Genomic DNA, 14494 nt, shown 5'->3' with positions numbered 1-14494 from the left:
ATGACGGCATTTAAATTAGCTTTTCTCCACCCGCGTTACTGGCTCACCTGGGCTGGTCTGGGGTTTCTCTGGTTGCTGGTGCAACTCCCTTATCCTTTTCTTTCGCGTCTTGGCGCCGGTCTGGGGCGACAATCACGCCGCTTCCTCAAACGCCGCGAGAAGATCGCAAAACGTAATCTTGAACTCTGTTTTCCTGATATGAGCGACGAGATACGCGAAACGCTTATCGCCAAAAACTTTGTCTCGCTGGGCATGGGCCTGATTGAAACCGGCATGGCCTGGTTCTGGTCCGATAAACGCGTGCGTCGCTGGTTTGACGTCGACGGCTATCAGCACTTGCAGGCCGCGCAGGCAAGCCGGCAGGGCGTGATGGTGGTGGGCGTGCACTTTATGTCGCTGGAGCTTGGTGGCCGCGTGATGGGGCTCTGCCAGCCGATGATGGCAACCTATCGCCCGCATAACAGCCCGGTGATGGAGTGGGTGCAAACCCGTGGACGCATGCGTTCTAATAAATCGATGATCGATCGCCGCAACCTGAAAGGGCTGGTACAGGCGCTGAAGCAGGGCGAAGCCGTCTGGTTTGCACCGGATCAGGATTATGGCCGTAAGGGCAGCAGCTTCGCGCCATTCTTCTCGGTCAAAGACGCGGCGACCACCAACGGTACGTTCGTGCTTTCCCGCCTCTCTGGCGCGAAGATGTTGACCGTAACAATGGTGCGTAAAGAGGACAGCTCCGGCTACTCGCTGCACATCGGCCAGGCGCTGGATGATTATCCCGCCCATAACGAATTTGCCGCAGCCAGCTATATGAACCGGGTGATCGAGCGTGAAATCCTCCGCGCGCCGGAACAGTATCTGTGGATCCACCGGCGTTTCAAGACGCGCCCGATCGGCGAACCTTCGCTTTACAGCTAATCTTTCTTAACGCCCCATTCAGGGGCGTTTTGCCGTTTAATTAAAGGGAGTGGTTATGCTCAGGATTATTGCCGCAGGCTGTTTTGCACTTTTCTCTGCCTGCTCATGGTCAGCCGGCATCGCGCTGCTCTGCGATGAGTACAGCGTTGAGGTGGAGCCCAACGGGCTTACGGTAAACGGGCGTCACTACAGCGATCCGCAAGAGAAGCCGTATGAGATTGGCGATCAATACACCGGACGTTCGCTTTTTTACAGCGATAAGCAGGATCAGAACGCAGAAACAAACTGGGTTGCGATCCATATCATTACGCAGCTGGGAAGCGGTAAAAAAGCCTTTTTCTATTCAGATAATAACCATACCGATGACAAAGCGATCCTCTGTAGCCAGCAGCAGGAAACACCGTCACCGTAAAGGCGAGCGCTGGGCTAACTGCTGAGATCTTCCCATAACTGCAGCTGTGAAAGGGTCAGGGCGTGGGGGAGCGCATAGCCTTTAACGGCAGGGAAGAGGCTTTGCCATTCGCTGTCGCGACTCTGCAGAAGATGCTCAGCACGATTTTGCAGCCCCAGCATAAAGCCACAGGCTTTTATCTCGCGCAAAAAGGGCAGGCTCTGTTGCAGGTCCTCATGCGCGATCCGCTTATCAAGAACGATCTCAATACGCTCTGCGGCGACATCATTGCTGGTGCAAAGATGATAAAGCGTGGCGAGATAATCGCTATCGTTAAGCCGCTGCGGCTGTAACGTAAAGGAGAAGCAGAGCGTCTCTTTCTTTTTCGCCAGCTGGCACAGCGTGGTAAAAATAAAATCGTCCACGCCCGGCGGCTGCGCGCAGGTTATCTCTACCGGCCGAGGAAGTGTGGGCTGCTCGCTGTATTCAAAAAAACGCGCGCTCGTCTGGTAACAAAGAATATTTTTTCCCGATAAATCGGTCACTGGCAGAAATTCTGCCGTCACGAGAAGTTTCTTATCAGCAATATCGACTATTATTGATTTCATTTCCCTGATTAAGCTCCCTACTCAAAAGAACAGGACTTTTCCAATATACAAGAGTGCAATTTTACCTACGCAATCATCACATTTGAAAATTGTTTTAAGTGATCGATCTGTTGCTGTTTGATAGCCTCTATCTATTGCTATTACAAAACCGATCGCTTAAATCTATATAATTGGTTAGCGTTATCGACGTAATATTTCAATTAACGGCATATTATTATCTGCAGGTTTGTTTTGGGTTTTTCTTATCTTCTTGTTATCGCTGATAAAACGTGAAAAATTTATTTCTATACTGTCTGAAAAAATCGTCACGAAACTGCCGTGCTATCGCCGGGTTTTGTTTTTTATGCCGCAATAAAAGCATTAATTGTTTAAACAGCTACTCACCGCTGCCAATAAATCACCGGTCATGATGAAAATAGCGCGGGCGCGCCAGAAGAAAAAAGGCGCGCCCGGGAGAAAAAAACGCCAATTAAGCGTGACGGGCCAGGAAGTCGATAATCAGCCGGGTAACAAATTCAGGATTTTCTCTGTTGCTAATATGGGCAGCGTTGGGGATGAGGCTAAATTCACAGCCCACTTTTTCCGCCATTAATTGCCCCTCCAGCGGCGGGCGCGGTAAATCGAGTTCCCCGGTGGCAATCTGCACCGGGCAGGTGATTTTTTCCAGCACCGCCATGCGATCGGGACGCCCGAAAATGAGTTTGCCTAGCGGAACAATGCTTTCACGCAGGTGCCCTGCGCTGAGTGCGCCAAGCCGGGCGGTGAGCGCCTGCACGTCAGACGGATCGGCATGGTGAGAGTAGAACTGCGAAACGACATACTCCAGCAGCGGTGCGGGCAGGGTGCCTGCGGCATCAATAGCGTTAAGCATTGCGAAATACTTTTCACGCGCCTCATCCGTTTCACTGCCGACAAAGGTGTCAATCAGCATCAGCGCTTTAACCCGCTGCGGGGCCATGGCGGCAAGTTCAGCGCCCCACATTCCACCTACCGACAGCCCAACAACCGCAAACTCCTCAATGCCAAGATCGTCCATAATCTGCAAATGATCGGCGGCGAGATCGGCCATGGTGCTTTTCCCTGCGGGCAGCGCGGGCGATTCACCATGTCCCCACAAGTCCGGCACGATGACGCGAAACTGCTTCGCCAGCGCGGTCATCTGCGGTGACCACATGGTCTTATCAAACAGGTAGCTGTGACCAAGCAGGAGGGGATAGCCGCTGCCGCTATCGATGTATGACAGGGTAGATGGTGTCTGCATCACTCTTTTCCTTATATGAGCGCCCGTTGGCGTGAGCGCGGTAAAAGTGCGCTCATCATATAAAAGATCGATCCCCTCGGGAGCCTGCAAATTCCTATTCTTCAGCGGGCGGTCATCTTTAAGCCCTTCCTATAATAAAAATAGGCATTTCCTATACATTTTTTGCGCTTTTACCGATTTAACGCGTTACGCTTGCTAAAGCCATTATTTATCAATTTATTAATCATTTTTTTAACGTTCTCTATACCCTTTCAACAGGGTCTATGCTTAACAGATACGCTGTAAAAAGGGCCCGTGGGGGAATAACCCTGCGCTCAGAAGGTTGAAGTGAGAATTATTATCACTAACATAGCGTTATGCCCTTCAGCTCAGATGAAGTGAGGTAACACGATGGAATCATTTAATCCCGAAGATTTTGCATGGCGCGGGCTCACCCTGACGCCGGCCGCCGCGGAGCATATCCGTGAGCTAACCGAAAAACAGGCCGGCCTCCTCGGCGTGCGGCTTGGCATTAAACAGACCGGCTGCGCAGGCTTTGGTTATGTGCTCGACACCGTAAGCGAGCCAAACGACGACGACCTGCTGTACGAATCTGATGGCGCTCGCCTCTACGTCCCTTTACAGGCCATGCCGTTTATCGATGGCACCGAAGTGGATTACGTACGCGAAGGCTTGAACCAGATCTTCAAATTTAATAACCCGAAAGCGCAGCACGAGTGCGGCTGCGGCGAAAGCTTTGGGGTATAGGCGGTACTATGTCTCGTAATACTGAAGCAACTGACGATGTCAAAACCTGGACCGGTAATATCAATTATAAAGAGGGCTTTTTCACCCGGCTGAATACGGATGAGCTGGCGAAAGGCATCAACGAAGAGGTCGTGCGCGCCATTTCGGCGAAACGTAATGAGCCTGAGTGGATGCTGGAGTTTCGCCTGAACGCTTTTCACGCCTGGCTGGAGATGGAAGAGCCGCACTGGTTAAAAGCCCATTACGACAAGCTTAACTACCAGGATTACAGCTACTACTCCGCTCCTTCCTGCGGCAACTGCGACGACGCCTGCGCCTCGCAGCCCGGCGCGGTACAGCAAACGAATGGCAATACCTGGCTGACCGAAGAGGTCGAAGAGGCCTTTAACCAGCTCGGCGTGCCGGTACGTGAAGGCAAAGAGGTGGCGGTTGACGCCATTTTTGACTCGGTGTCGGTTGCCACCACCTATCGTGAAAAGCTCTCCGAGCAGGGGATTATCTTCTGCTCCTTCGGTGAGGCGATCCACGATCACCCCGAACTGGTGCAGAAGTACCTCGGCACCGTGGTGCCTTCAAACGATAACTTCTTCGCCGCGCTGAATGCGGCTGTCGCTTCTGACGGCACCTTTATCTACATCCCGAAAGGGGTGCGCTGCCCGATGGAGCTGTCGACCTATTTCCGCATCAACGCGGAGAAGACCGGCCAGTTCGAGCGCACCATTCTGGTGGCAGATGAAGGCAGCTACGTCAGCTATATCGAAGGTTGCTCTGCACCGGTGCGCGACAGCTACCAGCTGCATGCGGCGGTGGTGGAAGTGATCATCCACAAAGATGCGGAAGTGAAATACTCGACGGTGCAAAACTGGTTCCCGGGCGATAACAACACCGGCGGCATCCTCAACTTCGTTACCAAGCGTGCGCTGTGCGAAGGTGAGAACAGCAAAATGTCGTGGACCCAGTCAGAAACCGGTTCGGCGATCACCTGGAAGTACCCGAGCTGTATCCTGCGCGGCGACAACTCGATTGGCGAGTTCTTCTCGGTGGCACTGACCAGCGGGCATCAGCAGGCGGACACCGGCACCAAGATGATCCACATCGGTAAGAACACCAAATCGACGATCATCTCCAAAGGCATCTCGGCCGGACACAGCCAGAACAGCTACCGCGGGCTGGTGAAAATCATGCCGACGGCGACCAACGCGCGAAACTTCACCCAGTGTGACTCGATGCTGATTGGCCCCGATAGCGGCGCGCACACCTTCCCCTATGTCGAGTGCCGCAACAACAGCGCGCAGCTGGAGCACGAAGCGACCACCTCGCGTATCGGTGAAGATCAGCTCTTTTACTGCTTGCAGCGCGGCATCAGCGAAGATGACGCCATCTCAATGATTGTTAACGGCTTCTGTAAAGATGTCTTCTCCGAGCTGCCGCTGGAATTTGCCGTCGAAGCGCAAAAACTGCTGGCCATCAGCCTTGAACACAGCGTCGGTTAAGAATTAAAGGATAATAAATGTTAAGTATCAAAGATTTGCAGGTTGGTGTTGAAGATAAGTCGATTCTGCGCGGCCTGAGCCTTGAGGTGCGTCCGGGCGAAGTGCACGCCATTATGGGCCCGAACGGTTCCGGGAAAAGTACGCTCTCCGCGACCCTCGCCGGGCGTGAAGATTACGAAGTGACCGGCGGTAGCGTGGAGTTTAACGGCAAAGATCTGCTGGAACTCTCCCCGGAAGATCGCGCGGGCGAAGGCGTCTTTATGGCCTTCCAGTATCCGGTCGAGATCCCGGGCGTCAGCAACCAGTTCTTCCTGCAAACGGCGCTCAACGCGGTGCGTAAGTATCGCGGCGAAGAGGCGCTGGATCGCTTCGATTTTCAGGATTTGATGGAAGAGAAGATCAAACTGCTGAAGATGCCGGAAGATCTGCTGACCCGCTCGGTTAACGTTGGCTTCTCCGGCGGTGAGAAGAAGCGTAACGACATTCTGCAGATGGCGGTGCTGGAGCCGGAACTTTGCATTCTTGATGAAACCGACTCAGGGCTTGATATCGATGCGCTGAAGATCGTTGCTGAAGGGGTGAACGCGCTGCGCGATGAGAAGCGCGCCTTTATTATCGTCACCCACTACCAGCGCATTCTCGACTACATCAAACCGGACTTTGTGCATGTGCTGTATCAGGGGCGCATCGTGAAATCAGGCGATTTCACGCTGGTTAAGCAACTGGAGGAGCAGGGCTATGGCTGGCTTACAGAACAGCAGTAACGCGCTGCAACAGTGGCACCATCTGTTTGAAACAAAGAGAGGCGCGCACTCCGCCACGGCTGAGCAGCACCTGCAACAGATGCTGCGTCTCGGCCTGCCGACGCGTAAACATGAGAACTGGAAATATACGCCGCTGGATGGCCTGTTGAACAGCCAGTTTGTCGCCAGCAACGCAACCCTCGACGCCGCGCAGCGTGATGCGCTGGCGCTGCCGGTTGATGCGCTGCGTCTGGTCTTCGTTGACGGCCTGTTCAGCGCAGAATTAAGCGACGACGTCACCGGCTCCGGGTTTGCGGTGACGGTAAGCGAAGCGGCCGAAAACCTGCCAGCGCCGGTGCAGCCGGAGGTCTTTTTACACCTTACCGAAAGCCTGGCGCAGAACGTCACCCGTATTGAGGTCGCGCGCAACCAGCGCCCTGAAAAGCCGCTGCTGCTGATGCACGTTACGCAAGGGCTGGCCGGGGAAGAGATGAACACGGCGCACTATCGCCACCATATCGAACTGGCGCAGGGCGCAGAAGCGACGGTTTATGAACACTATGTCAGCCTCAACGACGCGCGCCATTTTACCGGCTCGCGCTTCACCATGCAGGTCGGCGCCAATGCGCGGCTGCACCATGTCAAGCTGGCTTTCGAGAACCCGCTCAGCTACCACTTTGCCCATAACGATATTGTGCTCGGCGACGATGGCGCAGCCGACAGCCACAGCTTCCTGCTCGGCGGCGCGGTGTTGCGACATAACACCAGTACCCAACTGAACGGTGAAAACACGCAGCTGAATATCAACAGCCTGGCGATGCCGGTGAAGAGCGAAGTGTGCGACACCCGCACCTGGCTTGAGCACAATAAGGGCTACTGCAACAGCCGCCAGCTGCATAAAACCATTGTCAGCGGCAAGGGGCGAGCGGTGTTCAACGGTCTGATCAAGGTGGCGCAACACGCCATTAAGACCGACGGTCAAATGACCAACAACAACCTGCTGCTCGGTCGTCTTTCGGAAGTGGATACCAAACCGCAGCTGGAAATTTATGCCGATGACGTGAAATGTAGCCACGGTGCAACCATTGGACGCATCGACGATGAGCAGATGTTTTACCTGCGCTCGCGCGGCATTGATGAGAACGCAGCGCAGCAGATGATCATCCATGCCTTTGCCGCTGAGCTGACCGAAGCCATCAGCGACGAGGCGCTAAAACAGCAGATTCTGGCGCGTATCAGCCAGCGTCTTGCAGGGGGCGAAGCATGAGTTTTCCCGTGAACGAGGTACGTGCCGATTTTCCGGTACTGCAACGTGAAGTAAACGGACTCCCGCTGGCATATCTCGACAGCGCCGCCAGCGCGCAAAAACCGAATGCGGTAATCGATGCCGAAGCGGAGTTCTTCCGCCACGGCTATGCCGCGGTGCATCGCGGCATCCATACGCTCAGCGCGGAAGCAACGCAGCGGATGGAAAATGTGCGGGTGCAGGCGGCAAGCTTCCTGAACGCGCGTCTGCCGGAAGAAATCGTGTTTGTGCGCGGCACCACCGAAGGGATCAACCTTGTTGCCAATAGCTGGGGCAACAGCCAGGTAACCGCGGGCGATAACATCATCATTAGCGCCATGGAGCACCATGCCAATATCGTGCCGTGGCAGATGCTCTGTGAGCGGGTTGGCGCCGAGCTACGCGTCATCCCGCTGAACCAGGATGGCACCCTGCAACTTGAGGCGTTACCCGGCCTGCTGGATGCGCGCACCAGACTGCTGGCGATTACCCATATCTCTAACGTGCTGGGTACGGAAAACCCGGTTGCTGAGATCATCGCGCTGGCGCATCAGCACGGCGCGAAGGTGCTGGTGGACGGTGCGCAGGCGGTAATGCACCATTCGATTGATGTGCAGGCGCTCGATTACGACTTCTACGTCTTCTCCGCCCATAAACTCTACGGCCCGACCGGCATTGGCGTGCTCTACGCCAAAGAGGATATTTTGCAGGCGATGCCGCCGTGGGAAGGGGGCGGGGCGATGATCGCCACCGTCAGCCTGACGGAAGGCACAACATATGCGAAAGCGCCGTGGCGCTTCGAGGCCGGTACGCCGAATACCGGCAGCATCATGGGCTTTGGCGCGGCGATGGAATACGTCACGCGCCTTGGTCTGAACGCGATTGGCGAGTATGAGCAGACGCTGATGCGCTACGCCCTCGATGCGCTGCGCGAGGTGCCGGATCTGACGCTCTACGGCCCGGCCGACAGAAAAGGGGTGATTGCCTTTAATCTCGGCAAACATCACGCCTATGACGTGGGCAGCTTCCTGGATAATTACGGTATTGCGGTGCGTACCGGCCACCACTGTGCGATGCCGCTGATGGCCTTCTATAATGTCCCGGCAATGTGTCGTGCGTCGTTTGCGATGTACAACACGCATGAAGAGGTGGATCGTCTGGTTACCGGCCTGAAACGTATTCATCAGTTACTGGGCTAACAGGGAGCACACATGGCCGCACTACCCGATAAAGAGAAGCTGGTGCGCAACTTTAACCGTTGCGCCAACTGGGAAGAGAAGTACCTCTACATCATTGAACTGGGCCAGCGCTTACCGGCGCTGAGCGCTGAAGCGCATAACGCAGACAATCTTATTCAGGGCTGTCAGAGCCAGGTGTGGATTGTGATGCAGCGTAATGCAGAGGGCGTGATTGAGCTGACCGGCGACAGCGATGCCGCCATCGTCAAAGGGCTTATCGCCATTGTTTTTGCCCTCTATCAGCAGATGACCCCGCAGGACATCGTGGCCTTCGATGTCCGCCCGTGGTTTGAAAAACTTGCCCTGACGCAGCACTTAACCCCCTCCCGCTCGCAGGGGCTGGAAGCGATGATCCGCGCCATCCGTACCAAAGCTGCCAATCTTAGCTAAACTCAAAAGACCCTTCTATCCTGTTTACGCGGGGCGTTTGCCGCCTCGCTGATTCTTCAGCTTTCTGACAGCCTGTCAGTGATTACAGGAAACACAGCATGAAACGCGCGTCTTTACTTTTTCTTTCCCTTTTTGGTGCACTAAGCACACTTCAGCTGGCCCATGCGGCGGAATACAGCCTGCCTGCGAACGGCGGTCGCCTGATTGGCCAGAACCAGACCTACACCGTACAGGCCAGCGATAAAAACCTGCAGGCCATCGCCCGCCATTTTGATACGGCGGCAATGCTGATCCTTGAGGCGAATAACACCATCGCGCCAGTTCCTGCACCGGGCACGACGGTGACGATCCCAACACAAATGCTGCTGCCGGATACACCCAGGGAGGGGATTGTCGTCAACCTCGCGGAGCTGCGGCTCTACTTCTACCCTCCGGGTAAAAATAGCGTGCAGGTCTACCCGATTGGCATTGGCCAGCAGGGGCTGGAAACGCCGGTGTCGGTAACCCGCATCAGTCAGAAAATCCCTAACCCGACCTGGACGCCGACTGCTGGCATCCGTGCGCGCTCGCTGGAGCGTGGCGTAGAGTTGCCGAAAGTGGTGCCCGCCGGGCCAAATAACCCGCTGGGACGCTTTGCCATGCGTCTGGGGATTGGCAATGGCGAGTATCTGATTCACGGCACCAATGCACAGGACAGCGTCGGCTTACGCGTTAGCTCCGGCTGTATCCGCATGAACGCGCCCGATATTGAAGCGCTGTTTGCGCAGGTCGCTGCGGGTACGCGGGTAGCTATCATCAATGAACCGGTGAAGTATGCCGTCGAGCCTGATGGTAAGCACTACATTGAAGTGCATCGCCCACTGGCGCAGACCGTTGAACAGGACACGCAGACGCAGCCTATCGTCTTCTCACCGGCGCTGGGCGCGTTGATTAAGCAGTCTGGCGGCGACCATTCGATGATTGAGAAAGCGCTCTCGCGCCGTGCCGGTTATCCGGTAGTGATTGCGGGCGGGAAAGCCACCTCTGCGTCAACCGCGGTATTGTCGGTACAGAACAGCATTAAGCCGACAGCCAGCGTTGAAGGGCAGAGCGAAGTGGTGATGCAGTAGGTTTGAGGGATAGAAGGAAGGCAAAAAAAATGGCGCACAATGTGCGCCATTTTCATTACAGGTACTCTTACTTACGGTAAGAGTGAGCCTGGTTGTCCAGACGCTGGTTAGCGCGAGCTGCGTCGTCTTTAGCAGCCTGAACGTCAGAACGCACTGCGTTCACGTCGTTGCTCAGCTGGTCAACTTTAGCGTTCAGAGTCTGAACGTCAGAAGACAGCTGATCGATTTTAGCGTTGCTGGAGCAACCAGCCAGCAGAGTAGAACCCAGGATTACCGCGCCCAGTACCAGTTTAGTACGATTCATTATTAATACCCTCTAGATTGAGTTAATCTCCATGTAGCGTTACAAGTATTACACAAAGTTTTTTATGTTGAGAATATTTTTTTGATGAGAATGCACTTAAATTTGATCGTTCGCTCAAAGAAGCACCGACTTTGATTTAACTTGCTAAAAACGCCTATTAAAACAGCGGATTCTCATCGGATTCATCTTAGATAAAGGGCGATTTAAATAGCAAAATCCGATTGAAATTTTTAATTCCATCCGCAAGCAAAAATATTTAAAAAAAAGCGCCGCAAGGACGCTTTTTTAATCTGCCAAAAAGTCCGGTAATTATTACAGTACGTGGACAGATGCAGTGTTGGTGGTGCCGCTCGGAACCAGCGCGCCGGAGACCATCACTACCACGTCGCCTTTGCTTGCCAGACCGCTTTCCAGCGCCACTTCTTTACCCAGACGGTAGAAATCATCCGTAGAGGAGATCTCTTTCACCAGTTGGGCAACAACACCTTTGCTCAGCACCAGCTGACGCGCAGTCACTTCATTGGTGGTCAGCGCCAGGATAGTCGCATCCGGGAAGTATTTACGCACAGCGCGCGCAGATTTACCGCCCTGAGTTGCCACAACGATCAGCGGCGCTTCCAGCTTCTCAGCGGTTTCCACTGCGCCACGGCAGACAGCTTCGGTAATACGCAGTTTGCGGCTGTCGTTGTTGTAGTCCAGACGGCTGGTCATCACGCGGTCAGTACGCTCGCAGATGGTTGCCATGATGGAGACGGACTCCAGCGGGTATTTCCCTTTTGCAGATTCGCCAGAGAGCATCACGGCATCGGTGCCGTCGAGGATGGCGTTCGCCACGTCGCCAGCTTCAGCGCGGGTCGGACGCGGGTTTTTGATCATGGAATCGAGCATCTGGGTAGCGGTGATCACCACTTTACGTGCGCGAATACATTTTTCGATCATCATCTTCTGCGCGAAGATCACCTCTTCAACCGGGATCTCAACGCCCAGGTCGCCACGGGCAACCATGATGCCGTCCGACGCTTCAAGGATCTCGTCGAAGTTGTTCAGGCCTTCCTGGTTTTCAATTTTGGAGATGATCTGGATGTTTTCGCCGCCGTGCGCTTTCAGGTGCTCACGGATTTCAACCACGTCAGAACGCTTACGGATAAAGGAAGCAGCAACGAAATCGACGCCTTGCTCGCAGCCGAAGATCAGATCCTGCTTATCTTTTTCTGCCAGCGCCGGCAGGGCGATGGAGACGCCCGGCAGGTTCACGCCTTTGTTTTCGCCGAGATCGCCGTTGTTCAGCACTTTACAAACAACTTTATTCCCTTCGATGGCGGTCACTTCCATCCCGATCAGACCATCGTCGACCAGCACGGTATCGCCGACGCTCAGATCGTTGGTGAAGCCTTCATAGGTCACGGCAACGGTGTCGCTATTGCCAACAACGGATTTGTCGGTGGTGAAGGTGAAAGTCTGACCCGCTTTCAGCGAAACGTCGTTACCGCCTTCCAGTTTGATGGTACGGATTTCCGGACCTTTGGTGTCCAGCAGGATGGCCGCTTTCTTACCGGTTTTGCTCATCACGTTGCGCAGGTTCTGGATGCGCTGGCCGTGCTCAGCATAGTCACCGTGAGAGAAGTTCAGACGCATGACGTTCATGCCTGCGTCCAGCATTTTGGTCAACATCTCTTCGGATTCGGTTTTCGGCCCGATGGTGCATACAATTTTGGTCTTTTTCATGACAGTTTCTGGTCTTTAAGTTTGGGTTGAGAAGGAATGGGAATTCACGCTCCGGGATGCGCACGGCGCCGGAGTCAAACCTGTGTTGCGAAAAGAGCGATGCCACAGACTAAGGATAGGTGACATCAAAAAAGCGTGCAGAGGAATGTGTGCCTGAGGTTCAGCCAGTCTGGGAAAACATTGATGTGAGTTATCTGCTTTACAGTTCAATCAGCTGAATCCATTCAAATTAGGATTGCGGCATTATAGCGTCCACAGTGACAGAAAGGAATTAAAAACGCTGTTTCAAAATGCGAATTGATGAGCAGCATCGTTTCGTTATGCAACCGTTATCACATAATTGCGCAACCGTTGCACTACCGTATGCGTTCCCTCGGCTACCCAACACAAAGCTAACAGTAGTGTGAGAATGACCGCATTTTGCGGCAACAATATTGTACACCTGCGCAAGTGCTTATTTCTCGAGCCACTCTTTTACTCAAAAGAATTAGCAATAAGAAAGTTCTCTATATTTCGGTTGACTAACTGTACACGCAGGGGGATTAAATAAATAAAAGATAAACTGCTTGCACTCTAATTAATTACCACGATAGCTAATTTTTTAATCACATTGACCTTTGACCAGGCGGATATATCGTTCATTACGTCATCAATATCGCAGAAATATATTTTATATTTCCGAATCAATATCACGTTTTTGCACGAAATTTAGATTAAGGAAAATCCTAAAATGCTTGCATTTAAGCGTGGCTAACTTTTTGTTTTAGTTAGTTTCTTGTAACGGAGCGTAACAAAGCCAAAAATCTAAATCATTGAAATATATAGATCTTAACTTTTTGAGATAATTTGCAATAAAGCACGGCGTAACTACTCTTAAGCGACTCTTAATGAGACCCAAAAAATTTATAAAAACATTCGTTCCGGGGAATGACTCCCGGAGGTCGGCTGGTGCCTGCTCGTTATTTACCGCCAGCCCTATTTAATGCGATGACTCTTGATGAAGGTTAGGCGATGACGACTTCCACAGTTGTTGGTCATGAATATGCTTTTATTTCACCGCCAGAAATTCCGACCCAGCAGGGGCCAATGGGTATCCTGTATGATTTTAATGACGGTGCCCGTTTATTGTTGCCGGCCGGTAACTGGCGGGTAGAAATAAGCGATGACGAAACGGGAAATATCCTCTTTGCTGACAATGTCGGGCAGGGGTGGGTCATCAGTACGAAAAAATATTATGTGCCGTTTCGTCTGCGGGTCTGGGACGGGGTGCAGTCGGAGCCCGTGCTGGATCATGCGCTGGATATGCGCGGCAAAAGGGTACTGATCTCTTTCCCCAGCGGCACACTTGGCGACCTGGTCGGCTGGGTGCCTTACGCTGAACGCTTCCGTCAGACCTTCCAGTGCGGTGTTGACTGCACCCTGGCGCAGCCGATCGCCGATCTCTTCTCGCCGGTCTATCCGCAGCTCAATTTCTACACCCCGGAAAGCTGGTTGGCCGGGCCGGGCGAGAGCACGCCACCCTACGCCAGCTGGCGCGTCGGACTCTTTTTTAATGGCGATCTCGACAAGCAGCCCTTTGATTTCCGCTCTGTCGGCCTGCACCGCACCGCCGGGCATATTCTCGGCGTCGATCCGAGCGAAATCATTCCCGATCTGCGCCAGCATACGCCGCGCCGCATCGCTGAGCCCTATGTCTGCATCGCCACCCAGTCCACCAGCCAGGCCAAATTCTGGAACAACGGCACCGGCTGGCATGAGGTCATCGACTATCTGAAAGCCCAGGGCTACCGCGTGCTCTGCATCGACAAAGAGCGCGTGGTCGGCCGCGGTTACGTCTGGAACAAAATCCCCCACGGCGCGGAAGATTTCACCGGCAATCTGCCGCTGGCTGAACGCGTGGCGCTGCTGGAGCACGCCGACTTTTTTATCGGCCTCGGCAGCGGCCTCTCCTGGCTTGCCTGGGGCTGCCATATCCCGGTGGTGCTGATCAGCGGTTTCAGCCTGCCCAACAGCGAGTTTTATACCCCCTGGCGCGTCATCAACACCCATGTCTGCAACGGCTGCTGGGATGACGTGCGGCTCAATTTCGATCATCAGGACTATTTCTGGTGTCCGCGCCACAAAGGCACGGACCGGCAGTACGAATGCACACGATTTATCACTGGCAAGCAGGTCATCGGCCATTTACGCCGGCTGATGGCCCTGCGAAGCAATCCCTTTGGCATCAAAACAACAGCATTGGCAGACCCCGATCAACACGCCGCATAGCGGATGAGAGACGGGTT

Annotated in this window: 14 protein-coding genes; 10 read left to right on the top strand and 4 right to left on the bottom strand. The window is 53.9% G+C overall.

The genetic code is table 11. From position 1 onward, the window contains the following. Entirely contained in the window at positions 1-915 is a 915-nt protein-coding gene (gene lpxP / locus EH164_RS12710; protein WP_023481826.1) for a kdo(2)-lipid IV(A) palmitoleoyltransferase, read from the top strand. Positions 916-970: 55 nt separating this feature from the next. Beyond that, complete coding sequence (locus EH164_RS12705) at positions 971-1327, top strand: hypothetical protein (RefSeq protein ID WP_241174961.1); 357 nt, start codon at positions 971-973, stop codon at positions 1325-1327. Positions 1328-1341: 14 nt separating this feature from the next. On the opposite strand, the gene EH164_RS12700 is transcribed toward EH164_RS12705, so the two are convergent. Both EH164_RS12700 and EH164_RS12695 read right to left on the bottom strand, forming a co-directional pair. Beyond that, positions 1342-1914: a hypothetical protein gene (locus EH164_RS12700; protein ID WP_124968474.1), complete on the bottom strand. Its 573-nt coding sequence runs from the start codon at positions 1912-1914 to the stop codon at positions 1342-1344. Between the two features lie 469 nt (positions 1915-2383). After that, the gene (locus EH164_RS12695; RefSeq protein ID WP_124968473.1) at positions 2384-3175 is read right to left on the bottom strand and encodes an alpha/beta fold hydrolase; all 792 of its coding nucleotides are present in this window, start codon (positions 3173-3175) and stop codon (positions 2384-2386) included. Positions 3176-3565: 390 nt separating this feature from the next. Between EH164_RS12695 and sufA the strand changes: the two genes are divergently transcribed. The 7 genes from sufA to EH164_RS12660 all read left to right on the top strand — a co-directional run bounded on the left by sufA (position 3566) and on the right by EH164_RS12660 (position 10180). Next, positions 3566-3922, top strand: a complete 357-nt coding sequence (gene sufA, locus EH164_RS12690; protein ID WP_124968472.1) for a Fe-S cluster assembly scaffold SufA — start codon at positions 3566-3568, stop codon at positions 3920-3922. A gap of 8 nt (positions 3923-3930) precedes the next feature. Further along, complete coding sequence (sufB, locus tag EH164_RS12685) at positions 3931-5415, top strand: Fe-S cluster assembly protein SufB (protein ID WP_023481479.1); 1485 nt, start codon at positions 3931-3933, stop codon at positions 5413-5415. A 17-nt stretch (positions 5416-5432) separates the two neighbouring features. Next, a complete protein-coding gene (gene sufC, locus EH164_RS12680; protein WP_023481658.1) occupies positions 5433-6179 on the top strand; it encodes a Fe-S cluster assembly ATPase SufC in 747 nt (248 codons plus the stop codon). Further along, positions 6154-7425, top strand: a complete 1272-nt coding sequence (sufD, locus tag EH164_RS12675; protein WP_124968471.1) for a Fe-S cluster assembly protein SufD — start codon at positions 6154-6156, stop codon at positions 7423-7425. The genes sufC and sufD overlap by 26 nt, the downstream gene beginning before the upstream one ends. Then, a complete protein-coding gene (gene sufS, locus EH164_RS12670) occupies positions 7422-8642 on the top strand; it encodes a cysteine desulfurase SufS (protein WP_124968470.1) in 1221 nt (406 codons plus the stop codon). Before sufD ends, sufS begins: the two co-directional genes overlap by 4 nt. 12 nt (positions 8643-8654) lie before the next feature. Then, entirely contained in the window at positions 8655-9071 is a 417-nt protein-coding gene (gene sufE, locus EH164_RS12665; protein WP_124968469.1) for a cysteine desulfuration protein SufE, read from the top strand. A 98-nt stretch (positions 9072-9169) separates the two neighbouring features. Then, positions 9170-10180: a L,D-transpeptidase family protein gene (locus tag EH164_RS12660; protein WP_124968468.1), complete on the top strand. Its 1011-nt coding sequence runs from the start codon at positions 9170-9172 to the stop codon at positions 10178-10180. 67 nt (positions 10181-10247) lie between these two features. Here EH164_RS12660 and EH164_RS12655 read toward each other — a convergent pair whose 3' ends face one another. Both EH164_RS12655 and pykF read right to left on the bottom strand, forming a co-directional pair. Then, a complete protein-coding gene (locus tag EH164_RS12655) occupies positions 10248-10484 on the bottom strand; it encodes a major outer membrane lipoprotein (RefSeq protein WP_006118977.1) in 237 nt (78 codons plus the stop codon). A 312-nt stretch (positions 10485-10796) separates the two neighbouring features. Continuing rightward, positions 10797-12209 carry a pyruvate kinase PykF gene (gene pykF, locus EH164_RS12650; protein WP_054802861.1) on the bottom strand — a complete coding sequence of 471 codons (1413 nt, stop codon included), beginning with the start codon at positions 12207-12209 and terminating at the stop codon, positions 10797-10799. Between the two features lie 1011 nt (positions 12210-13220). Here pykF and EH164_RS12645 point away from each other — a divergent pair. Then, on the top strand, positions 13221-14477 hold the full coding sequence (locus tag EH164_RS12645; RefSeq protein WP_124968467.1) for an autotransporter strand-loop-strand O-heptosyltransferase: 1257 nt from the start codon (positions 13221-13223) through the stop codon (positions 14475-14477). The last annotated feature ends 17 nt before the right edge of the window (positions 14478-14494 follow it).

Source organism: Kosakonia sp. CCTCC M2018092 (genome assembly GCF_003864115.1).
Taxonomy (GTDB): Bacteria; Pseudomonadota; Gammaproteobacteria; order Enterobacterales; family Enterobacteriaceae; genus Kosakonia; species Kosakonia cowanii.
The sequence above is the reverse complement of the archived record's forward strand: the minus strand, read 5'-3'. Positions and strand labels throughout refer to the sequence as shown.

Coding starts and splice junctions, on each gene's coding strand:
- sufB (WP_023481479.1), top strand. CDS start 3,931: ATGTCTCGTAATACTGAAGCAACTGACGATGTCAAAACCTGGACCGGT.
- EH164_RS12645 (WP_124968467.1), top strand. CDS start 13,221: ATGACGACTTCCACAGTTGTTGGTCATGAATATGCTTTTATTTCACCG.
- sufS (WP_124968470.1), top strand. CDS start 7,422: ATGAGTTTTCCCGTGAACGAGGTACGTGCCGATTTTCCGGTACTGCAA.
- EH164_RS12695 (WP_124968473.1), bottom strand. CDS start 3,175: ATGCAGACACCATCTACCCTGTCATACATCGATAGCGGCAGCGGCTAT.
- EH164_RS12700 (WP_124968474.1), bottom strand. CDS start 1,914: ATGAAATCAATAATAGTCGATATTGCTGATAAGAAACTTCTCGTGACG.
- pykF (WP_054802861.1), bottom strand. CDS start 12,209: ATGAAAAAGACCAAAATTGTATGCACCATCGGGCCGAAAACCGAATCC.
- EH164_RS12660 (WP_124968468.1), top strand. CDS start 9,170: ATGAAACGCGCGTCTTTACTTTTTCTTTCCCTTTTTGGTGCACTAAGC.
- sufD (WP_124968471.1), top strand. CDS start 6,154: ATGGCTGGCTTACAGAACAGCAGTAACGCGCTGCAACAGTGGCACCAT.
- sufE (WP_124968469.1), top strand. CDS start 8,655: ATGGCCGCACTACCCGATAAAGAGAAGCTGGTGCGCAACTTTAACCGT.
- EH164_RS12705 (WP_241174961.1), top strand. CDS start 971: ATGCTCAGGATTATTGCCGCAGGCTGTTTTGCACTTTTCTCTGCCTGC.
- sufC (WP_023481658.1), top strand. CDS start 5,433: ATGTTAAGTATCAAAGATTTGCAGGTTGGTGTTGAAGATAAGTCGATT.
- sufA (WP_124968472.1), top strand. CDS start 3,566: ATGGAATCATTTAATCCCGAAGATTTTGCATGGCGCGGGCTCACCCTG.
- lpxP (WP_023481826.1), top strand. CDS start 1: ATGACGGCATTTAAATTAGCTTTTCTCCACCCGCGTTACTGGCTCACC.
- EH164_RS12655 (WP_006118977.1), bottom strand. CDS start 10,484: ATGAATCGTACTAAACTGGTACTGGGCGCGGTAATCCTGGGTTCTACT.